The sequence below is a fragment of the Thalassotalea fusca genome (assembly GCF_053485835.1).
Map to the genome: position 1 here is coordinate 37,791 of NZ_JBQRUN010000010.1, position 22,304 is coordinate 60,094.

At 40.8% G+C, this 22,304-nt stretch carries 19 protein-coding genes and 1 pseudogene; 7 read left to right on the forward strand and 13 right to left on the reverse strand.

What is annotated here, in order from left to right:
- Positions 1 to 30: 30 nt before the first annotated feature.
- Positions 31 to 489, forward strand: a complete 459-nt coding sequence (locus tag ACSLUK_RS13170; RefSeq protein WP_448549130.1) for an Lrp/AsnC family transcriptional regulator — start codon at positions 31 to 33, stop codon at positions 487 to 489.
- 76 nt (positions 490 to 565) lie between these two features.
- Here ACSLUK_RS13170 and ACSLUK_RS13175 read toward each other — a convergent pair whose 3' ends face one another.
- Positions 566 to 1,741, reverse strand: coding sequence for a mandelate racemase/muconate lactonizing enzyme family protein (locus ACSLUK_RS13175; protein ID WP_448549131.1), 1,176 nt, complete (start codon positions 1,739 to 1,741; stop codon positions 566 to 568).
- A gap of 38 nt (positions 1,742 to 1,779) precedes the next feature.
- Complete coding sequence (locus tag ACSLUK_RS13180) at positions 1,780 to 2,550, reverse strand: class II aldolase/adducin family protein (RefSeq protein WP_448549132.1); 771 nt, start codon at positions 2,548 to 2,550, stop codon at positions 1,780 to 1,782.
- A 316-nt stretch (positions 2,551 to 2,866) separates the two neighbouring features.
- On the opposite strand from ACSLUK_RS13180, the gene ACSLUK_RS13185 reads away from it, so the two are divergent.
- Complete coding sequence (locus tag ACSLUK_RS13185) at positions 2,867 to 3,664, forward strand: NRDE family protein (protein WP_448549133.1); 798 nt, start codon at positions 2,867 to 2,869, stop codon at positions 3,662 to 3,664.
- Between the two features lie 67 nt (positions 3,665 to 3,731).
- Here ACSLUK_RS13185 and ACSLUK_RS13190 read toward each other — a convergent pair whose 3' ends face one another.
- Positions 3,732 to 3,911, reverse strand: coding sequence for a hypothetical protein (locus ACSLUK_RS13190; RefSeq protein ID WP_448549134.1), 180 nt, complete (start codon positions 3,909 to 3,911; stop codon positions 3,732 to 3,734).
- A gap of 109 nt (positions 3,912 to 4,020) precedes the next feature.
- Between ACSLUK_RS13190 and ACSLUK_RS13195 the strand changes: the two genes are divergently transcribed.
- From ACSLUK_RS13195 to ACSLUK_RS13205, 3 genes are read left to right on the forward strand one after another with little or no spacing between them, the layout of a single operon-like run.
- Positions 4,021 to 5,247 carry a threonine/serine exporter family protein gene (locus tag ACSLUK_RS13195; RefSeq protein ID WP_448549135.1) on the forward strand — a complete coding sequence of 409 codons (1,227 nt, stop codon included), beginning with the start codon at positions 4,021 to 4,023 and terminating at the stop codon, positions 5,245 to 5,247.
- A 9-nt stretch (positions 5,248 to 5,256) separates the two neighbouring features.
- Positions 5,257 to 5,865 (forward strand): TetR/AcrR family transcriptional regulator, encoded by a 609-nt coding sequence (locus ACSLUK_RS13200; RefSeq protein ID WP_448549136.1) that lies wholly within the window; start codon positions 5,257 to 5,259, stop codon positions 5,863 to 5,865.
- Between the two features lie 53 nt (positions 5,866 to 5,918).
- Positions 5,919 to 6,542, forward strand: coding sequence for a PilZ domain-containing protein (locus tag ACSLUK_RS13205; RefSeq protein WP_448549137.1), 624 nt, complete (start codon positions 5,919 to 5,921; stop codon positions 6,540 to 6,542).
- A gap of 104 nt (positions 6,543 to 6,646) precedes the next feature.
- Here the strand turns inward: ACSLUK_RS13205 and ACSLUK_RS13210 are convergent, their stop codons facing one another.
- Together ACSLUK_RS13210 and ACSLUK_RS13215 are read right to left on the reverse strand one after the other, a co-directional pair.
- Positions 6,647 to 7,810 (reverse strand): methyl-accepting chemotaxis protein, encoded by a 1,164-nt coding sequence (locus tag ACSLUK_RS13210; protein WP_448549138.1) that lies wholly within the window; start codon positions 7,808 to 7,810, stop codon positions 6,647 to 6,649.
- Positions 7,811 to 8,007: 197 nt separating this feature from the next.
- A complete protein-coding gene (locus ACSLUK_RS13215) occupies positions 8,008 to 10,884 on the reverse strand; it encodes a TonB-dependent receptor domain-containing protein (protein ID WP_448549139.1) in 2,877 nt (958 codons plus the stop codon).
- A gap of 305 nt (positions 10,885 to 11,189) precedes the next feature.
- On the opposite strand from ACSLUK_RS13215, the gene ACSLUK_RS13220 reads away from it, so the two are divergent.
- A complete protein-coding gene (locus ACSLUK_RS13220) occupies positions 11,190 to 11,360 on the forward strand; it encodes a DUF2897 family protein (RefSeq protein ID WP_448549140.1) in 171 nt (56 codons plus the stop codon).
- Between the two features lie 10 nt (positions 11,361 to 11,370).
- Here ACSLUK_RS13220 and ppiC read toward each other — a convergent pair whose 3' ends face one another.
- Complete coding sequence (gene ppiC / locus ACSLUK_RS13225) at positions 11,371 to 11,661, reverse strand: peptidylprolyl isomerase PpiC (protein ID WP_527252148.1); 291 nt, start codon at positions 11,659 to 11,661, stop codon at positions 11,371 to 11,373.
- A gap of 145 nt (positions 11,662 to 11,806) precedes the next feature.
- On the opposite strand from ppiC, the gene can reads away from it, so the two are divergent.
- Complete coding sequence (gene can / locus ACSLUK_RS13230; protein WP_448549142.1) at positions 11,807 to 12,418, forward strand: carbonate dehydratase; 612 nt, start codon at positions 11,807 to 11,809, stop codon at positions 12,416 to 12,418.
- 107 nt (positions 12,419 to 12,525) lie between these two features.
- Here can and hppD read toward each other — a convergent pair whose 3' ends face one another.
- The 7 genes and pseudogenes from hppD to nuoL all read right to left on the reverse strand — a co-directional run bounded on the left by hppD (position 12,526) and on the right by nuoL (position 22,301).
- The gene (gene hppD / locus ACSLUK_RS13235) at positions 12,526 to 13,569 is read right to left on the reverse strand and encodes a 4-hydroxyphenylpyruvate dioxygenase (RefSeq protein ID WP_448549143.1); all 1,044 of its coding nucleotides are present in this window, start codon (positions 13,567 to 13,569) and stop codon (positions 12,526 to 12,528) included.
- Positions 13,570 to 13,891: 322 nt separating this feature from the next.
- Positions 13,892 to 14,263: pseudogene (locus tag ACSLUK_RS13240) on the reverse strand (IS4/Tn5 family transposase DNA-binding protein); the annotation flags it as partial.
- Positions 14,264 to 14,420: 157 nt separating this feature from the next.
- The gene (locus ACSLUK_RS13245; protein WP_448549144.1) at positions 14,421 to 16,184 is read right to left on the reverse strand and encodes a DEAD/DEAH box helicase; all 1,764 of its coding nucleotides are present in this window, start codon (positions 16,182 to 16,184) and stop codon (positions 14,421 to 14,423) included.
- A 300-nt stretch (positions 16,185 to 16,484) separates the two neighbouring features.
- Positions 16,485 to 17,306, reverse strand: coding sequence for a DUF4097 family beta strand repeat-containing protein (locus ACSLUK_RS13250; RefSeq protein WP_448549145.1), 822 nt, complete (start codon positions 17,304 to 17,306; stop codon positions 16,485 to 16,487).
- A gap of 203 nt (positions 17,307 to 17,509) precedes the next feature.
- Positions 17,510 to 18,991: an NADH-quinone oxidoreductase subunit N gene (locus ACSLUK_RS13255; RefSeq protein ID WP_448549146.1), complete on the reverse strand. Its 1,482-nt coding sequence runs from the start codon at positions 18,989 to 18,991 to the stop codon at positions 17,510 to 17,512.
- A 2-nt stretch (positions 18,992 to 18,993) separates the two neighbouring features.
- Complete coding sequence (locus tag ACSLUK_RS13260; RefSeq protein WP_448549147.1) at positions 18,994 to 20,430, reverse strand: complex I subunit 4 family protein; 1,437 nt, start codon at positions 20,428 to 20,430, stop codon at positions 18,994 to 18,996.
- Entirely contained in the window at positions 20,427 to 22,301 is a 1,875-nt protein-coding gene (nuoL, locus tag ACSLUK_RS13265) for an NADH-quinone oxidoreductase subunit L (protein ID WP_448549148.1), read from the reverse strand. The genes ACSLUK_RS13260 and nuoL overlap by 4 nt, the downstream gene beginning before the upstream one ends.
- Between the last annotated feature and the right edge of the window lie 3 nt (positions 22,302 to 22,304).

Here is a 22,304-nt window from a genome sequence, read left to right on the forward strand (position 1 = left end):
ACTAGCGTTTTGTTAGGACAGTACCCTCCTATGGATAAATTTGATAAACAGATATTATCGTTACTACAACAAGATTGTACCCTGTCAATGACAGAAATTGCCGAGAAAGTAGGTTTATCTTCTACGCCCTGCTGGCGACGAATTCAGGCAATGGAGAAGTCTGGCATCATTCGAGGCAGAGTTGCACTTGCTGATAACGAAAAACTGAATGTGAGTTTAACCGTTTTTGTGACTATTAGAACCAATCAGCACAACCCAGAATGGCTAGCTTCTTTTGCTGCAGTCGCCAATGAATTTCCAGAAGTTATAGAGTTCTATCGTATGAGCGGTGATGTTGACTACCTATTGAAAGTGGTTGTTTCAGATATGAAAGCATACGATCACTTTTATAAGAAACTCATTACGAAGGCAAGCTTTGCCGATATTAGTTCTAGTTTCGCCATGGAAGAGATTAAATATACTACTGCCTTACCAGTAGACTACGGTTAATCCAAACAAATAGTAGTTAGCCTCAAGTCACTAGAGCAACTTGAGGCTAATAATATTACTTACTACTTACTACTTACTACTTAACAGTGACATGTGGAGAACGCTTCACCACTGCATCGTTTAGTTCAATGCCAATTCCAGGAGTATCAGGCGCCTGCATAAAGCCATCTACAGGTTGTGGGTCTTGCAGACACAACTCTCTGTTCCAATCCTTAATGGCATAAGTATGGTGTTCATGAATTAAGAAGTTTGGAATGGCGGTTTCTAAATGCAGTGATGCAGCCGTTGCCACAGGGCCACCACACACATGTGCCTGAATACGTACATCGTACACATCAGCGTAATCGCACACCTTCTTGGTTTCGGTGAAGCCACCGCACAAGCCAACATCAGGCTGCAAAACATCGATACTTTGATCTTCTAAGTAAGGCCGTACATCCCAGCGATGATACAGACGCTCGCCACCAGCGATTGGTACATTTACTCTGTCAGACACCTTTTTATGCACAGCTGAATTGAGGTAATTTACCGGCTCTTCATAATACAAACACCCGATATCTTCAACTATCTCGCCCATCTGAATCGCCGTTGCAGTTCCCATGAGAGAGTGCGACTCAAAAATAATATCCACGTCTTCACCAACCGCGTCACGAATGGCCTGTAAACGGTCTCTGAACAAACGCATTTCAGGCTTTGTAAATAATTTCGTGCGATCAAAATAAGAGTTGCCGTCTTTGTCATAAACAATTGGGTCAACCTTTACTGCATCGTAGCCTTGAGCAATGGCCTTTTCAGCTGCCTTACCATAGTCTTCCGGAACAATAAGCTTGTTAACTTCGGTATCCCAATCAAATTGTAACTGGCTGGCATAGGTTCTTAATTTATCATTTACCTTACCGCCTAATAATTGATATACCGGTAAACCCAATGCCTTGCCTTTAATGTCCCATAACGCAGTATCAATAGCGCTCATTGCCGAATAAATGACTGGTCCACCGCCAAGACCCCAAAAGCTCTCACGAAGCATTCGAGTCCACAAAAGTTCAGTGCTAAACGGATTGAATCCAATAAGAATAGCATCGGCAATTTCCTTGATCATTGCAGCAGCGGCACTATGTCCCCAATCGTATGCTAATCCTGCTTCACCAACTCCTGTAATGCCTTGATCTGTGGTAATGCGCACAAAGACAGGATTCCATTGTGTGCGCTTAGGGCAATGAATATCAAATATTTCCACTTGCGTTATTTTCATAAATTTTTCTCTTTATTTTTTAACAGGTGAACTGTTGATTAACTGGCGAAAGTTGGATCGTGACGATACACCCGGCGTAACATCGCAGGCCATGATTTTTGTCCGCCTGTTGTGCCAGTATGCACAATATTAGCCTGCGCTTTGATGCCATCAACAATTGATTGGTCAACAAGAATTGCTTCTTGATTGGTTGATTGAATTTGCAATTGCACCTCGCATGCACGGGTTAAATCATACATGTGCATGAATGCATCCCCCACTGTTTGTCCTAACGTAAGACCACCGTGATTGCGCAATAACATGAAATTGGCCGAGCCTAGGTCTTCCTGCAAACGTTTTTTCTCATCATGATCGACTGCTAAGCCTTCATAATCATGATAACTCATTGAAGCTAAAGCAAACATGGCATACTGGCTTAACGGTAGCAATCCGTCTTTCAAACTGGCAACAGCAATTGTTTCATTGGTATGTAAATGCATGACACACATAGCATCGTGTCGCGCTTCGTGAATTGCACTATGAATGGTGAAACCGGCGGGATTTATCTCGAACGGGCACTCTGGATCAATCACATTGCCGTCTATGTCTATCTTCACCAAATTAGATGCAGTAATTTCATCAAAAGCCAAGCCAAATGCGTTAATTAGAATATGCTCTGTATCAGGAATTCGGGCAGAAATGTGTGTATAAATCAGATCATCCCAGCCATGCATAGCAGCCAACCGATAACAGGCTGCAAGGTCTACACGTGTTTGCCACTCAGCATCTGGCACTTTGCCTTTTAATTTAATCAAAGGTATTTCGAACATACAATTTCCTTACTTAGCAGGCAAAGCAAACGAAGTAACACGTGTATTACCATGCGTAACCCCCTTAAGCGCCTGCTTGACTTGCGATGGATAACAATATCGTTGCATTTACCGATAACTCAGTATAATCGCTATTTTACCTATCAAAGCCATTGGAATTGATTAAGTAAATTAGTGTTCACCTAGATGATTGATGCCGCTGGTAAAAAAGAACTATGCTAAGTTATCCCAAATATAATCAATTGGGTATAAAGCAAAGTGTAACGAATCCGCTTTTTGAGATAAAGTAACTATTCAGCCTATTATCATCTAAATTATGTGTATTTTATTTATCGCCATTGAACAGCATTCAAAGTATCCATTGATTGTTTGTGCCAATCGAGACGAATTCTACGACAGGCCAACATTACCCATGCACGAATGGTCACACAGCGGTATTCTCGCAGGTAAAGACTTAAAAGCTAACGGTACATGGTTCGGCGTTAATAATGTAGGCAATATATCTGCACTGACCAATTTAAGAGTGCCTGCGCTCTATCGCGACAATTTGCAAAGTAGAGGGAGCTTAGTTCTAGATGCTTTGTCGCATCACACATTAAATGAAACACCGGATCAAACCATAAGCCAACTTGCTCTGCAGGCTGAACATTACAACCCTTTTAACCTGATATTTGAGCGCAACAATTCTCTATTTTGCTTTAACAGCGTCAGTAAACACGCTGCCAGACTTCAAGCAGGTTTTCACAGCGTATGTAATGGTAATATTGATGACACGTGGCCAAAGATGGCGAAAGGCAATCAGCAATTAGAACAAACACTGCGTTTAAACAAGCAAGTCTCTGAAGCTAAGCTCTTTGAATTGCTAAGAGACGATCAAAAAGCCCCAGAAAGCTGCTTACCTAGTACTGGTGTAGATTTTGAAGTTGAATCAGAATTGTCGAGCATTTTCGTGCAAATGCCACAGTATGGCACCCGTTCTAGCACTATTTTCCTAAGAGAGAACAATGGTAATTCGCGCATCATCGAACGATTATTTAATGAAAAGGGCGAACAGTGCGCAGAACAAACGTTTTTGTTGATAGATGGGCAATTTAAGAAACATTATCCCTATTAAATATAAAAACTTACTGATTTAAGAATTAGGTAAACTATCGTGATTTTTTGGGTTTGTTTAGCGTTAATCAGCCCATGACCAACATGCGAATGATGGCGGCAATAATCAATACAAAGACTAAAATACGCGTTATTTTAGCAAAGCTTGACTGTTGCTCTTGTGTCATAGGACTACCAAATTTTTCGCCAAATATGACCATGAGTGCCACGCCAGCGAAAACACACCCCAATATAATTAATAACGTCATATGAGAAATTCTTATTTTGCGAAAACGTCAAGTTATCATAAAATATCACTAAGGCAAATCAAATAGTTATACTGCAATCACGCTTCCCACATTATAGTGAATATGATTAATGACAGAGCAAGACAACTTTAACGACAAACGTAACTTTATTATTCGACTAGGTAAGGCACTGCACAAGTTCGGTACCCCCGCCTATCGTTTGGAAGCGCATTTACAAAGTGTTTCAACTTTTTTAGAGCTTAATGCCAACTTTGTCATTACTCCCACTTCGTTGACTTTTGTACTCGCACAAGGTGACGACAATCAAGATTATAACCACATTGTGCGTGTTAAACCCGGTGAATTAGACTTGGGCTCGCTTGCCCGAACTGACGAATTAGTGGAAGAATTAAGCTCAGGGCAACGCACCTTAAAAGAAGCCATAGAACGCCTTGACGAAATTGCGAATAAACCTAACCCATATGGTAGATTTCTCACATTCTTAGCATTTGGTGGCTCAAGTGGAGCATTTGCTATGCTTATGCACACCAGTTGGAACGATGTGTTTTGGTCAACGATTCTTGGCTTTGTTGTATGTATATTCGTTTTTTGGTCTGAACGTTCACGACGCGTAACTGAAATGCTAGAACCTATTTCGGCATTAACTACCGCAATGTTGGCGTCTGCAATCACACTCGTCGATCCTAGCATTAATATGCCTTTAGTCATTTTGTCCGCGATCATTGCCTTTATTCCAGGCTTAGCATTAACGCTCGGCTTGTCTGAGCTTGCTGCTCGTAACTTAATGTCTGGCACAGCAAGGATCATGGACGCCATTATGGTGTTATTTAAACTGTATTTTGGCGCCGTACTTGGCATGGCATTAGGTAAATTGCTATGGGGCGAAGTCGCATTTATCCAGCCACCAGAAACACCACTTTGGACATCATGGTTGGCGGTAACTGTATTATCAATTAGCCTCGTCATACTCTTTAGAGCACGCATTAAAGATGCTCCATGGGGCGTAATCTCAGGTTACGTGGCATATGGGGCCAGCATTTGGGGCGCAATGCATTTAGACGTTGCTTTAGGCGCTTTTGTTGGCGCATTTGCACTCGGTATTTATAGTAACCTGTTTTCACGCATTACAAAGCTGCCTTCTAGCATAGTGAAACTGTTAGGGCTTGTGGTGTTGGTTCCCGGTAGTAAAGTATATATAGGATTAAATACTGCAATATCAGGGCAAGCCATGTTGAATGCAGAAAACATCGGTTCACAAACCTTTCTAATATTTATGTCATTAGTAGCAGGGCTAATTTTTGCCAACGTAGCGCTACCATCAAGAAAAGCGCTATAAGTATTGCCGATGACTAACGAAAAAAGCAGTTACCATCACGGTGATTTGAAACAAACATTATTGGACGCTGCAACAGAGATGATCAATATTCACGGTATTGAACAGCTCTCGTTGCGTAAACTTGCTGAAAGCGTTGGTGTCTCTAGAACAGCGGCCTATCATCATTTTGCAGATAAGAATGATTTACTGTGTGCTATCGCTTCACAAGGCTTTTGCAAATGGCGTGAGCAAACTGATCAGCTAGTCCATGATACGACCCTTTCAACTGAAGATAAGTACCGAGCATTCGTTCATCAATACCTGAAGTTTGCCACGGAGAATGCTAACACCTACGATTTGATGTTTGGTCGCGCTATCTGGAAAGACAATAATAGTACTGAAGAACTCAGATCAGTCGCCTACCCGTGTTTCGATTACCAAGTCACAATGGCCAAGCAGTGGCAAGCACAAGGATTATTGCCAAACAATGAACAATCATTACGATTAGCGCAGGTGATCTGGGGAACTCTACACGGTATAGCGCGTTTGATTATTGATGGAATATATACAGACGCCAGTAATATTACCGAAATGGGTGAATGTGCAGTTAGGTTATTACTGTCTAAGGAAAAATTGTGATTTAGTCACGATTAATTCATAATCAATAGACAATCGTTTAGCCAGTTATATTTATGTCAGTCACCAGTGATAAAAGCAAACTTGAACAATTTCAAGAATTTTTCTCAATTGAGCACCAGTTTAGTATCAACATAAAGCCCCTTGCTCAAGCCCATGTTTCCTACCAGGAATTTCTAAGACGCATCCCGTTGCCTTTCAAGATGTCAACCGACATAAACACTTTGGATCAATCAGCATTAAGACCTCTGCAAACATTAGGAAGTGTCGCAGGGCAACTTGTTGAGTACCTCAATCATCAGTCGCAAAAGATAGATTTATTAGTTGGCTATATTATTAACCAACAAGATGAACAAGACTTTAGGTTTTTGGGTACTAAGTTTGGTGGCAGTGGCATCGAGTTTGAAGACATAGCAGTTGCCCCCTCGTTTACCTTGGGAGAACATGTTGAGCTAAAGCTGTTTTTTCCGCTCGAAAATAGCGCCATTTATTGCCACGGTGAAATAATTGAGATAGTTGCGCCTGAAGCCGATGACACACCTAATCGATATCGTGCCATATTTACCCATATACGAGAAGAAGACCGAGAAATTATTGTAAGAGCTAGCTTGCATCAACAATCTCGTCAACTACAAGAAAAGGCACAACAGCGTACACAAGCTATTAATAATGAAGACTAATTAGAATTAACTAATGGTTATTTAATTTTGACAAATGTATCTATATTTCTATAAAACCAACAAAGGGCATTATCGCCCTTTGTTCATTTACAGCTGAGGTTCAACTAAACGCAAATACGATTAAGCGTGCTATCTACGTCAGCAGCCGTTGCATGCTGTTTTTCAGCTTGTTCTGAAACATGCATTAGGTTTTCATTGATTTCGCGGCTTAGGGCGACAACCGAATCCATATTGTCATGAATTGAAGCGGTCGATTTTTGCTGTTCAGTAGTACCGCTGGCAATTTGTGTCGTTAAACTTTCAACCTGATTGAATACATCGCCAATTTGAGCCAATGCACCCACAACTTCCGCCGAATGAGAAAGACTATCTTCCGTTAAGCCCTGACCACGTGAAATTGCCGCCACCGCGTTGTCAGATTTTTCCTGCAATCCTTCAACCATAGATTGAATTTCTACAGTTGACTCTTGCGTTCTATGTGCAAGTGCTCGTACTTCATCTGCAACAACAGCAAAACCCCGGCCTTGTTCACCCGCTCGAGCTGCTTCAATTGCCGCATTTAATGCAAGTAAGTTGGTCTGATCTGCAATACCTCTAATAACGTCAAGTACTGTACCGATGCGTGCACATTCCTCCTGAAGTAAAGATAAATCACTCGCCATTTCTGATACTTCATTAGCAAAAGATTCGATTGTTTTCTGGCTAGTACTAGATGAATCGGTACCTTTTTGCAAAATAGAAAGTACTTCTCTTGTCGTTTGACTCACTTGGTCAGCATTGTCAGATAACACAGTAGAAGTATTCGCTATTTGTTCAATTGAACCTGCCATTTGCTCAATTTGATGGGTTGAGTTATTAACTGCATCTACCGACTGGTTCATATGAGAAGACAGCGAAGCTGCACCTTCTTTTAGTCGCTCTGATTCTTCTCTGATTTCTGAAATCACGTCGCCTAAATCGCCAATAAAGTCACTAAGTGTATTCGTTACTTTCGCCAACTCATCGCCCTTATCATCCTTTAATGGTTGTGTTGGCGCTTTGTCAGGATCAACAACTAGCTGTATAAAATGGTTAAGCTTATCTAACCGTTGAGTAACCTGCTTGTTAATTTGCCAATAACTCAATCCAAGCTGAACAAGTACCATGGCAACAAGAAGGCCGACAATAGTCCCTTGCTCCATTTCAGCAACGATTAGCAACAATATGATAAAGAAAATACCTACAACCGCGGTAGGCAGTAGTAACTTAATATTTAATTGATTTAGCATAGCAATCCTAAGTACAGAATTATTGTTAGTTTACGTCAGGAACTTAATGACAATTAACAACTTACACTTAATTACATGCTTTGGCGAACGATTTTCACTAATTTTCCCATAAAAAAAACCACATACGTAAATATGTGGTTTTTAACTATTTCCGTAGAAAAGTGAGCATCAGCCCAACTTTTCTAACTCATTGATGGTTAGAAGCTTACGTTTACACCAAATGTAAATGTACGTCCATACACATCGTAGAATTCACCGTTGTCATAAGAGAACGGGTTACGAGGTGGTTCAACATCAAATAGGTTGTTTACACCACCACGTAACTCTACGTTGTCAGTTAAGTGGTAACGCGCGAACAAGTCCCAGTTAATGTATGAAGGAATTTCGTTATAGTTGTTTTGCTCAATAGTCCACTCACGGTTACCTACTGTAGAGTGACGGTAGTTAGCAGTTAATTGAACGAATAAATCTTCGTACGAGTAGCCAGCTGTGAAGCGAGCTTTCCAACGAGGGTAACGTTGTTCACCAACAGTTGGGTTAAACTCATAACCTTCTTCGTTGATATCAGAGATAAACTCACGATGCTTAAGATATGTAGCTAATAAACGGAAATTGAAATCACCGAAGCTAGTCTCTAAGTTGTAAGTTGACTCAATATCAACACCTTCCAGCTCATATGATGCAACGTTATATGGTGCGTTGATTACGTTAGAAATATCTAATGTTGCAGGGTCACGAGTTACTAGCGCACAAGAAGGGTTATCTAACGAGCTTGCTTCATAACATTGGTATACAACAGTATTTGGACCAAGGCTGTTAATTGCATCTTCAACCTTAAACTTCCAGTAATCTGCAATAAATGTAAGATCTTCTGTTGGTGTATAGATAATACCTAACAAAGAATCGTCAGACGTTTCTTCTTGTAACGCTGGATTACCACCATTTACGCTTGGCGGTGTAATTTGACGCCAATCTTCAGAAGGTCTCCAATCATCAGATACAGGGATACCTGCTGCGATACAGTTGTTGATTACGTTTTGTTTAACATCAGCATCAGCTTCTTCAATGTTAGGCGCATCACATGGATCGCTATAACCACCAAATGACTGAATACCTGCGTTAAATAAATCGTCTAAGCTAGGTGCACGTACAGATTTAGATCTCGTACCACGAACACGAATTTCATCCGTTGGTGACCAAGAGAAACCTGCTTTCCAAGCAACGTTATCACCTACCGTTGAGTAGTCCATGTAACGTGCCGCTACATCTAAAGTAAGTTCTTTAGCTAAATATTTGTCTGCTAATACCGGAACTGAAACTTCTAGACCCATTTCTTTAACATCAAACTTTGCTTCCCAAGGGTTTACAAAGTTGTTAAAGATCAAGCCCTTTGACATACCTGTACCAGGGTTAGACTCAGCTTTCTCTTCGCGGTATTCACCACTCAATGCGAATGAAACACCACCAGCAGGTAGTTCAAATGCGTATCCAGAGATAGTCGCACCAACAACACGTTGTTGTTTTTTCATGTTCAATTGCGCAGTTGTACTAACGTAGTCAATCGCTTCTTGAGAGGCAGCGCCTAAACCAAATAAGTTAAGCGGTGAACAATCTAAAAGAGCGCCAACAACTTCGCCATCATCGTTACGATCAGCACAACGAATTTGACCATCAATCATTACAGCATCTAAAGCGTTATCTAATTGTTCATTTAAGATTTCACCATGCCATAATGTTTCTGTTTTGTTCATACCTTCTTGAATATAGAAAGTGTAATCATAATCTTCGAAGATTACGCCTTCAAACGCCAAGGTACCATTAAGCATTAAACGATCATCTTCGAATTTACGATTACCGAAATCTGCCGCTAGCTTGTTTACGCGAATTAGCTCGTCTGGCGTGTAGTATTGGTCAAGAATTTCTCTTGCACTGCTGTGCCAGAACGCATTGTCAGCTCGTAAGTGTTTTGCTAAGAATACAGGTGAAGCTTCAGCATGAGCTGTGTCTTTACCTAATGCGAATTCAAATGACATTCTGTGATTGTCATTTAACTCATGATTGATTGTTGAAAACACGTTGAAACGCTTCAACGGAGTTGCAATATAGCTATTCTCTAAGAAATTGTATCCATTGGCATCACCTGTGTAATATGCCTGGCTGTTAGGTAATGGGCGAGTACCAGTACCAGTATTGAACGGTTCTAATTGACCATTCTCTCCAAACACGTATTGTTGCCATTGACCTGGCCATAACCAAACGTCACCGGCCTTATCATAGGCACCTAGAGTGAGTTGTTGACCAAAGATCACACGGTTAGGAATACCATCGTCAGGACCTGTATTATCAGGGTTTAACATTGAATTTACAGGGTTTACGATAAAGTCCCGATCAGCTTCTTTTAGCTGACCTTGCTCTGAGTAACTGATATTGAAAATGAAGCTTGTGTCTTCACCTTCGTTACCAAAAGTAATATTCAAGTAATCGTCTTCACCACCATCTTGCTGTGGCTCTGAAGTTAAGTAATCTACAGAAACACCATCGTGTGACTTTTTCAAAATAATGTTCACAACACCAGCAACAGCATCTGAACCGTATACAGCAGACGCACCACCGTGTACTACTTCAATTCTATCGATTACAGAAGAAGGAATCGAGTTAAGGTTTACAGAAGAGTTTGTAGGACTTGCTGAAACGAAACGACGACCGTTTACTAGTACAAGCGTTCTTTCTGGACCTAGTTCACGAAGGTCAGTAGTGTTGATACCAGCACCAAAAATAGTGTTTGTCGTTGTTGTTGGCGCAGAACCTTTAGCGCTTGATGGAAGGTTTTGTAACAGATCTGCAACGTTTGTGATACCAGCGTTGGTTAATTCAACCCCTGAAATAACCGTAACAGGTGTAGGTGCAATCTCAGACATACGCTTGATACGAGAACCTGTAACTTCAATACGCTCAGCAACTTCTACTTCTTCAGTGTTAGCTTCTTCATACGCATAAGCATTAAGCGCTGTTGTTGATGCAACACCAAATGCTAACGCTAGTTTAATGGCTTTATTAAGCTTAGTTTTGACCATTGTTTAATTTCCCTGATAATTAGGTTTTGATTTTTATGTAATAATTATTCAACGTAACATTTATGTTTTTTTATTAACTTGGCAATGAAAACATGGCAAATTGTTAACCATTCATTACATATTGTTACGATAGCATCATGATGTTAACAACATAAAAAAACTGGCGCAAGACGTAAATTAGCCTTAAATCTCTGAAGAATCACTAATCATCAGATTTATTTATATATACAATGACTTCTTTACTATTCACACAAAATTGTAAAACTTGTTAAAATGTAAACATTACGAAACAAATAGGAAATAAGATGTCAGATATTTATCCATATTTATTGATTATTTTATTCATTGGCATCATTGTTGGAGGGATTATGGTTGTTCTAAAAACAAGCAAACGCTTTCATTTAACTTCTCAACAATTAGAGGATATTAAAAAGCGCAATGAGCAGCTTGACAAAGAAGATGCTAAAGAAAAGTGATATTTATGGCTCAACTACGATAAATAGTTTGAATCAAATGGAAACCAAACTTAGTTTTAATTGGCCCATGCACAGTTAATAACGACTTTTTAAACACGACATCGTCAAATGCTTTTACCATTTGCCCACGCTTAAATTCACCTAAGTCCCCGCCTTTCTTTTTTGAAGGGCAAATAGAGTGCTTCTTTGCAAGCACGCCAAAATCTGCACCTTTCGCAATCTTTGATTTTAGCTCTAATGCTAACTTTTCATTTTTTACCAGTATATGACGAGCACACGCTGTAGCCATAAACGCCACCATGACATTATTTATTGATGCGTTATTGTATCAATATAAAACTAGCGCGTGAATATGAAGGGTATTTAATGATTCTCTTTGACATTACCGCGCATTGACATAAAATGTCATCAACCACCAAGGTAATACAAGCAATAAAAGAGGAATTATGTCTTCAATTAAGCACCTTTTTGAAAACAACATACGTTGGTCAGAGTCTGTAAAAGAAAAGGATCCAACATTTTTCAAGACGTTATCAGAGCAACAATTACCTGAGTATCTATGGATTGGCTGTTCAGATTCGCGCGTACCGGCTAATGAGTTGCTAGGTATGCAACCTGGCGAAGTTTTCGTTCACCGTAATATTGCCAATCAGGTAATTCATACCGATTTAAATTGCTTATCTGTTATGCAATATGCGGTTGATTATTTGAAAGTTAAACACATTATTGTGTGCGGTCACTATGGTTGTGGTGGCGTTCAAGCGTCAATGGATGATAAAAGTTATGGATTAATTGATAACTGGCTTCGTCATATCCAAGATGTTTACCGATTTCATAAAGACACATTAGATGGCATCTCTGACTTTAAAGAAAGAGCAAATAAACTATGTGAGTTGAACGTCATCGAACAAGTAGCCAATGTTTGCAACACAACGATTCTCAAAAACGCTTGGGCAAATAACCAAGACGTAACAGTACATGGGTTTGTGTATAATTTGAGCGATGGTATTTTAAAGAACTTAGAAGTATCTACAAACTTAGTTAATGACCGAGCGTAGTTAAAATATTTGTCACGTTACAAGTTACTAACAGATATTTCAGTCGACATAAAAAAACCGCTAATCTAAATTAGCGGTTTTTTATTATATTGCTAAATTACGAACGTCTATAATACGCCACGCTCGATTTGATTAAGCTCAATTGACTTGAATAAAGCAGTAAAGTTACCTTCACCAAAACCTTTATCGTCTACACGCTGAATCATTTCAATAAAGATAGGACCAAAAATGTTCTTAGTGAAAATTTGTAGCAAGTAAGAGTTTTCTTTCTGGCTATCAACTAAGATTTGATGCTCTTTAATTCGCTCTTTGTCTTCTTTTACCCAAGGGATACGATCAAATACGTCATCATAATACTCAGGTACAATGTTTAACGTGTCGATAATAGACTTATCAATCTTATCTAACGACGAAACCAAGTCATCCGTAATAAATGCCAAGTGCTGAACACCAGGACCATTATACTCTTCTAAGTACTCATCGATTTGGTTGTTATTCGTACCTTTACCTTCATTGATTGGAATAGAGAATTTTCCACACGGAGATTGTAAAGCGTAAGACACTAGTGCTGATTTCTCACCTTTAATATCAAAGTAGCGCACTTCTGTGAAACCAAATACGTTCTTATAAAAGTTTGCCCAATGCTCCATTGTACCTTGGTACACATTGTTAGTCAGGTGGTCTACCGCTCTAAAGCCTTTGTCTTCAACTTCTACAGGCTCTGGATGCGCTTCAAAATCATCTTGATAGATATTGCCTTTGTCACCAAACTTATCAATGAAATAGATTAAGCTATCACCAATACCGTAAATCGCCGGATAAGGCAGTTTGTTCTCTTCATGTTCAGCAGATTTTGCACCACGAGCAATAGCTTGCTCATAAGCGAACTGTGCATCTTCAACGCGCCAGCCCATAGAACAAATAGCTGGGCCATGGCTTTTCGCAAATTCACTTGAAAAACCAGCTTTTTCATTATTAAGTAAAAAGTGAATATCGTTCTGATTAAAATAATCAATGTCACGACCTTTAAACTTACCAACTTTAGAGAAACCGAATCCGTAAAACGCCTTCTCCATAAAATCTGAATCAGGTGTAGCGTATTCAGTAAATTCAATACCACATAATTTAAGTGGGTTTGCAACTTCAGTCATAATTATCTCTCTCGAACTTTGATGACTTAATTATTACCAGCAAAATAACTAAGCGAAAGAGCGAACAAGCATCTAGTTTTTCTATTAACGTAAATGAATTTGTACGATGTGAAAGCGCAATATTCGATCTTATTCAGCGCAGGCCATATAAGCCCTACCGCAACCCTGTAAACAATGTGATACACCCGATTTTATTGCTGTGAGTTCTATGATTTTAAACATGAGAACACGGCCGAGATTACTAAATAAAAAGTGAAGCGTTAGAGGCTAAAAAATAAAAAAGCCAGCTTTATAACCTGTCTCTTGATCACAAGTCAGACTCAAGAGACTGAGCTAACATTCCTCTGTGGCGATTACCTTGGTTTACATGACCTAAATCATCTCGAATGGAACGGTGGCTGTAGACAATATTGGTGGTGTCTTCCAAAGCAAGCAGCAATTCATGCTTTTGCGCTTGTTCAGCGGTAGCTTGAAAGCCAGCATCGGCTATCGCTTTAGGTTCAACATGGTCATTTCTAATGAAGCGGTAAGCGCCTTCCATATCGGCGGGAGATTGAGTGATGTTCACTAAAGGTTTACCTGGCTCGTTAGCTATCGTAGCTGCTAACTTTACCAAACGATTCGTTCTACGTGGGTCGCCTAGATTCGTTTTTCCAAATTGTTTTTCTGCCCACACAATTGCACTCTCAAGCATTTACTATCTCCAACTAATGTTTGGAGATCTGATCTGGCAGGTTTAATTTAGTTCAAAAAAATCCCCGCTAATTACTTAGCAGGGATTTGTGTATAAGAGACAGGCTTTATAGCTGGCTTTAGCAATGCGGTTTAGCGCATTAATTTATCATCATGAATTAGCTATCACGACGTGGACGCTCAACGCGCTTTTTTGGCCTTTCATTAACCATAGGCGCATCAGCTACCGAGATTTCAAGCGCTTGACGGCGTACACGCACACGTTTTAGCTGTTTGAATACTTTGTCCGGCATTCCTTTAGGTAATTGCACAAGTGAGTGGCGTTCCTGTAGGTTTATTGCACCTATGTAGCTGCTATCAAGCGCAATTTCATTTGCAATTGCACCTACAATATCACCAGGTTTGGCGCCATGCTCTTTACCAACTTCTAAACGGTAAGTTTGCCAATCAACATCATTGCGCTCTGAACGTGCTTTTCTAGGCTGACGCTCGCGGCTATCACGGCCTTCTTTATTACCACGTTGACCACGTGTATCCTTCCTGCCGCGACCATCACGATCATTTCGCTCTCTTGTTTCACGACGAGGTTTAGGATCTTCTTTCGGCTGTAGAGGCTGCTTAAGCTGCTTCACATAAAGAAGCGCCGCCGCTAAATCAGTCATTGAGCATTCCGATTCATTAGCCATCTGCTCGATGATTTCACGCATTGCAGATAAATCATTGTCTGTAACAACCGACATTAACTGTTCACGAGTGCGTTCAATACGTGCTTTGCCAATTTCCTGAATACTTGGTAATTCATACGGGTCAATACGCCCAGAAGTTAAACGTTCATATTGACGTAATAGATACATTTCTCTTGGTCTAACAAAAGAAATTGCTGTACCTGTACGTCCTGCACGACCAGTTCGGCCAATACGGTGAACGTATGACTCATTGTCGCCTGGTAAATCATAGTTAACAACCAGTGAAATACGCGGAATGTCTAAACCACGCGCGACTACGTCGGTTGCAATCAATATCGAAGAGTGACCACTCTTTAATTGCTCAACAGTTCTTTCACGCTGCGCCTGATTCATATCACCATTTAGAGCGACCGCAGGATATCCAGCACGCTCAAGTTTTTCTGCAACTTCAACGGTGTCATTACGTGTACGTACGAAAATGATCATCGCGTCATAGTCGAAAGTTTCAGCAATACGTTCAAGCGCGGTCATTTTATGAATGCCGCTTACTTTCCAAGCATACTGACTAATATTCGCTTTTTCTTTTTGAACCGCTGCTATTTTTACGTGTGCAGGGTCTTTTAAGAAACGGTTTGCAACTTTTCGAATCTGTGATGGCATAGTCGCTGAGAACAATGCCATCTGACAAGTTTTTGGTAAGTGCTCAAGAATCCACTCAATATCTTCCAAAAAGCCCATATTAAGCATTTCATCTGCTTCATCAAGCACACAGAATGAAACTTCAGATACCTTTAAACTCTTGCGACGCAAGTGATCCATTAATCGACCTGGTGTACCAACTACAACCTGTGCTCCACGCTCTAGTTGTTGAAATTGTGGTCCGTAAGATTGCCCACCATATAATGTGGCAACACGTAGTCCTTTCATATTCTTTGAAAATGATTCAATTGCTTCTGCTACCTGAATAGCAAGTTCACGCGTCGGCGCAAGTACTAGCATTTGTGGTTTACGAACAGAAACGTCAATAGATGCTAATGCAGGCAAACCGAAAGCAGCTGTTTTACCCGTTCCTGTTTGAGCTTCACCTAGCACATCTTTACCCGCTAATAAATGCGGAATAGTTTGAGCTTGGATCGGAGTGGCATTGGCAAAACCAATGTCAGTTAATGCAGATGTTAAAGTTTCAGGTAAACCAAGGGCGTCAAAGCCCACTGAGGCATTGTTAATGTCAGTCATATAAAATTTTGTCTTCTCAAGGCAGGAAACTAAGAACCCAGTGATCCTGCGTATTCATATACGAGGAAACCACCAGGAAGACTTAAGGCACATTCGATTTGCTAGGCTGAAGCTAGCTGGGCAAGTCTATTGGGATAACCCCATTCAAAACTACAATTCCAATCTGTAGTACTCAATATCGAGGCGCGCATTATACAGATGTTTAAATAACAAACAAGGAAAATCGTGATTTAAACATAAAAATGTGGTGATTTAGCCTCATTTCACCACATTTTCACTTAATTCAAACAAAAATCATGACTAGCTGTCGACTTCAACCTCGCCTCTTATATTGTTGAATTTTAAACTTCCAGAACCAGCTTCAGTAATCTTCAAACCTCCAGCATTGTGAACACTAATGCTACCAGAGCCATCATCAATCGTTACGGTTCCTGTAACATCATCAACGTTTAGGTCGCCAGAGCCATCATTAATTGACGCACTGCCTGCGATATTTCTAATGTCGATGTCACCAGAGCCATCATCCAACGTTACGTCGCCCGACACATTTTCAATACTAATGCCACCAGAGCCATCATCAACATTCACATTTCCAGCAAAACGAACAATCGTAATATCACCTGAACCATCAGAGATATTAAGGTCATCTTGCCCCTGAGCAATATGAATATCCCCTGAACCATCAACCACTTTTATGGCTGCGTTCATCTGTTGAATCTCAATGCCGCCAGAGCCATCAACAATATTCAGAGCCATGTTTTCAGGTACTGAAACAAGCAAATCAATTCGAGGTGAGCTACCATGCCAATAACCAGATGTACTATGCATTTCAGCAATTAATTCTGCCTGCTTACCATCTGCTTGCAAAGAAAAGTCAAACGCTTTAGAGGCTTTACTTTCCGTATAAATATCTGCCGTTACTGTGATGGTAGATACACTACTATCACCGACAACCTTTAAAGAGCCTGCTCCTGCTGTAATTGCTAACTCAGTCAATGTACTCGCTTCAAGATTTAATGTTTCCTGCTGGTGGAAACTGGCATGCTGGGGCGAAGCAATGACAACACAACCTGCAAGAACAGCAGAGGCACCCAATAACGAAGCAATCAGCGTTTTTTTCATCTATAAAATCCTTAGCGCATTATTAAATTCAGCGATAAATTAATCGTTTAGTTCATCGTTTGTTGCGTTGAATAGTAACAAATATTACGCCAACATTTAAAATGGCTATAATTCAGCAACTTAGGACAAACAGTAAAACATGGCTCTAGATGAAACTAAACAATTTCACAATATATTGGTGAATTTAACTAACTATTGCCAGGTTACAGCCAAGCAAGAAACTCAGAGAACTCTCCTGGCAATACGCCTAAATAAAGTGAAGCCAGTATCATTACAATAACAAAAACAGGCGATGATACTTTCACGCTTCCTACTGATGCTATGTTTTCTCGCGCACCAAACAGCGCAAAAATAACGGGTAAGTAATAGGCGAGACTTATAGTGCTTCCAACAACAATTGCACCAAGCAATAACCAAAGAGCATGAAAACTTGCAAATGTAACCAGATAAAATTTGCCGATAAATCCAGCGGTCAATGGGATACCAGCCAAGCTCAATAACGATATTATGATTAATAGTGCGTCATATGGCGAGCGCCAGAACAGCCCTTTAAAATCGTCAATTACGACTTGTTCTCCCCCATTATTGTGCTCCGCAACATTAATGAAGTAAAACAAAGCGACACTTGCCAGTAAATATGCAACAAAATAAAAAATCATCGCCTGCCATGCTAGGCTAACACTATTGCTAGACGCAACAAACACCAAAATCATCAGATATCCCATGTGCGCAATGGAAGAGAAAGCAAGAATCCTCTTCAATTGCCGCTGTTGCAGCGCCAACACATTACCAACAATAATCGACAATATAGCTAAACCAACGAATACGGAATACACTTGAGGCTGTAAAAAGTAGCCGTGAAATAAAGGCGAGAAGCTACACTTTAGTACCCCTGTGAATATGGCTAACTTGGAAATGGTAGCAAGCAGCAACGTCACAGAAGTTGGCGCCCCCGCATAAACATCAGGCGTCCAATAGTGAAATGGAACTAATGAAATTTTAAATGCCAAGCCACTGAAAAATAGCAAACAGCCCAAGCTCAACACCAGCGGCGGTAATTCAGACGCATTTGCATGTAGCGATGTTGATATGGTCAAGGGGCTGCCATCAAAATAAAGCGTGCCAGAATATGCATAAAGTAAAGCAATCCCTAGCAACATAAAACTCGATGCTGCGGCGCTAAGAATTAAATACTTAAAACTCGCTTCAACACTTGAATTTTGCTGCTTCAAATAGCCAATTAACCCCACGAGTGCAATACTCATTAATTCGAATCCCAGAAATAATGTAGCAAAGTGATTGGCCATGATCAGAGTTGATGCGCCCAGTATCACCAACAAGAAAAGAATATAATACTCTTCATGTGCTTCGATATGTCCATTCAGCTGTTCTCTTGCGATTTTAAGAATGGCCAAGGCAGTGAAACATATAATGATAAACAGTGTCGCAGATACTTTTTCTAATTTCACCAGTGTCGTAAAGTGTATGGCTGAAGGCGGAAAGTATATAAGTGCCAACAATATGGCGATCAACAATATCATTTGCGAGGCGATATATGGCGTAACATTAGAACGTCGCCACCCAGCTAGAATCATCACCAACACAACTCCAATGGCGATTGTTAAAACGGGTAATGCAAAGACTAAATTCTCCCAGGCAAGTGCTACCGTATTAGCATGTGACATATTTAAACTCCTCCTTTACCCACAATGTCTGTGAGCCATGTAGGGAAAAGTCCAAGTAGCAACAATAGCGCAAATAAACTACTGGCGAGTAGCAACTCTCGTTTGTCTAGATCTTTAATTGGTAAAACGCTTGGACCATGAAAGCTTGTTTGAAATAACTTCATGCCATAAATGGCGGAACCAATTAGGCCAAATGCTGCCAGAATTGCCCACATGGGCTGATATTTAAACACCGCTACTAAGCTATAAAATTCCCCGACAAAATTCGCGAGCCCTGGCATGCCAAAACCTGCCGCAACAAATGCGAGTGCAAAGCCTCCCATAATAGGCGCAGAACGCCATAAACCACCAAAATCATGCAACTGCCTGGAGTGTAGTCGCGCGTATAAAATACCTGCAAAACTAAACAGTGCAGCGCTACTTAAGCCATGCGCCACCATAGTCAGAATCGCACCATTGTAGCCATTGTTACTAAAAGTAAAGAGAGCGAGAACAACAAAGCCCATATGACTTATCGAGCTATATGCTACGAGTCGTTTAAAATCAGATTGTGAAAAAGCCATCACTGCACCGTAAATAACACTAACGGTGCCAAGCATCATAGCAACGCCCGCAAAGTCTTGACTTGCTTCAGGGAAAAGAAATAACACAAACCGAATGATGCCATAGGCACCAGTTTTCAATAAGATCCCCGCTAAAAGCACACTACCGGCCGTCGGTGCTTGCGTATGAGCATCTGGCAGCCATGAATGAAATGGCACCAAAGGAAGTTTGACCGCAAATGCGGCGAAAAAACCTAGCATTAAATAGAAACCAATGCCATTGGGCGCGCCCACTGCCAACCAATCAAAATAGCTAAAGCTAATGGCACCTTTACTATGAAAATGCCAGTAAGCAAATACGATAATTGCAATGAGCATGAGCAAGCTACTGGCTTGAGTAAAAATAAAGAACTTCAGTGCAGCAAATAATCGATTTTCGTGACCCCAAATTGCGATTAGCGCTGTCATCGGAATAAGCATCACTTCCCAAAAGAAGAAAAACAGGAACATATCAAATGCGGTGAAAACCCCTACAATTCCGGCTATTGTTAGCATCAGACAAAAGTAGTAGAAACCTTGGTTATCAGTTATTTCACGCCAAGAAATGAGTATCGCAATTACGCCGAGAAAAAATGTCAATAACAGTAAGGTAAGACTTAACTGATCAACCGCCAGCAAGTAATTAATATTAAAAGCGGAAATCCATGAGTGTTCGGCGACAATCACTAGACTGGATAAGTCGGCATTTGATGTAACCCAAAGTCGCAGGAACTCCAAGGTAAGCCCCGTTGTGCTCATTAAAGCAACCCATTTCGCACTGTTTTGTCGGTAGACTTCTGCCATCCATGCTAATGCACCAAACGCAACAAAACTCAGCATCAAAAAAGTGATCGTCATAGTAACCACCCTAATATGTAAACGCTGAGCCCTAGCGCAAAAGCAGCAGCATACCAACGAATACTGCCGTTTTGTGTTGGTAAAATAGCGTCTTTCGTCCACAGTGAAAAATGCGATAACAACATCAACAGCTGATCTAAAACATCCCGCCTGTTCGCTCTCGCTATGAACACAAAAGGCTTTTGTATAAGGTGAAAATAAAGATAGTCAAATCCTAAACCAGCGCGCGCAAACCTTACCCATAAGTTTGTCGCAGACAACAACGGTTGCCTAAAATCACGTCGATATTTCGCAAACAGCACCCACGCAATTGCAATACCTGCAAATGGTGTTGCAATTGCAACGGTATGAAGCCAATGTGGTACTACAAACGCTTTGTCGACAGTCAATAACGTTTGATCTGGTACTGGCACCAATGGCACATTAAATTGCTCATGCCATATTCCCCCTACCAGTGATAATGCTGCTAACACTAGTAATGCCAGTGACGCACCTCGACTCGTTAGGCGATGTAATTCACCTTCGAAGCGACACTCTCCCAGAAACACCAGAATGAATAACCGACAACTATAAAGTGACGTGAGCAGCGCCCCTATAATGGCTAACCACCAAAATAAAGGGCCTGCTGTCGAAGATTGCCATATGTGCCCAAGAATAAATTCCTTAGAGAAAAAACCTGATGTGCCTGGCAATGCGATTAAACATATTAAACCTACTGTAAACAAACCACTTTCAAGTGGTAATTTTTTTAGCAGGCCCCCCATCTTAAAAACATCCTGCTGATGATGTAAGGCATAAATAATTGAGCCTGCACATAGAAATAATAGCGCCTTAAAGAATGCATGGGTCATTAAATGAAATACACCAGCTGACCATGCGCCAGCACCTAACGCCAGCATCATGTAGCCAATCTGACTCATCGTTGAGTATGCGAGTATTCTTTTAAGATCTGTTTGAGCTAACGCCGTAATGCCCGCCAACAGTAATGTTATCGCACCACACCAAGCAACCAAATTCATTACCTCTGGCGCTAGCATGAAAATCGATTGCGTACGGGCGATAAGGTAAACTCCCGCAGTAACCATTGTGGCTGCGTGAATGAGTGCACTTACAGGTGTTGGTCCGGCCATCGCGTCGGGTAGCCAAGTATGTAGCGGCAATTGTGCAGACTTACCTACCGCACCACCTAACAATAGGAGTGCGACCCAAAAGGCTGTGTCATTTCCAATGCTCCATTGCTGAATAACCGCACTGTCAATACGTTCGAACTGTAATTCACCGATGGACGTAAACAACAGCAACAAGCCTAACATCATTGACGTATCACCAATTCGCGTAATGATGAATGCTTTTCTTGCCGCGTCAGCGTTCTTTTTCTCCTGATACCAAAAGCCAATTAATAAGAAACTACACAGCCCCACGCCTTCCCACCCTAAGTACAACAAGACGAGATTGTCAGCTAAGACCAGCAGCAACATGGCAACAATGAACAAATTGAGGTACGCCATAAAGCGCACAAAATTCTCGTCTTCTTTCATGTAGCATGCCGCATAAAGATGAATCAAAAAGCCGACACCTGAGACAACAGAAATCATCACAGCAGCAAGTCGATCTACGACTAAAGAAAAAGTAATGGGTAACCAAGACTCGCTATTTTCGAGTTGCATCCACTGCCACAAGGTCACACGAATCGATTCGCCGTTCACGGATAGTGCTTGTTGTGCTATCAATAAACTTACAATGGCACAAAGAAATAATGCCCCTACACTAGTCAGTGATGCAATCCGCCATGACAATCTATCTTTGGCAACGATAAGTATCAGAAAACTCACCAGAGGTATAAAGGGCAAGGCAGCTAATAAGGCATTCATTGC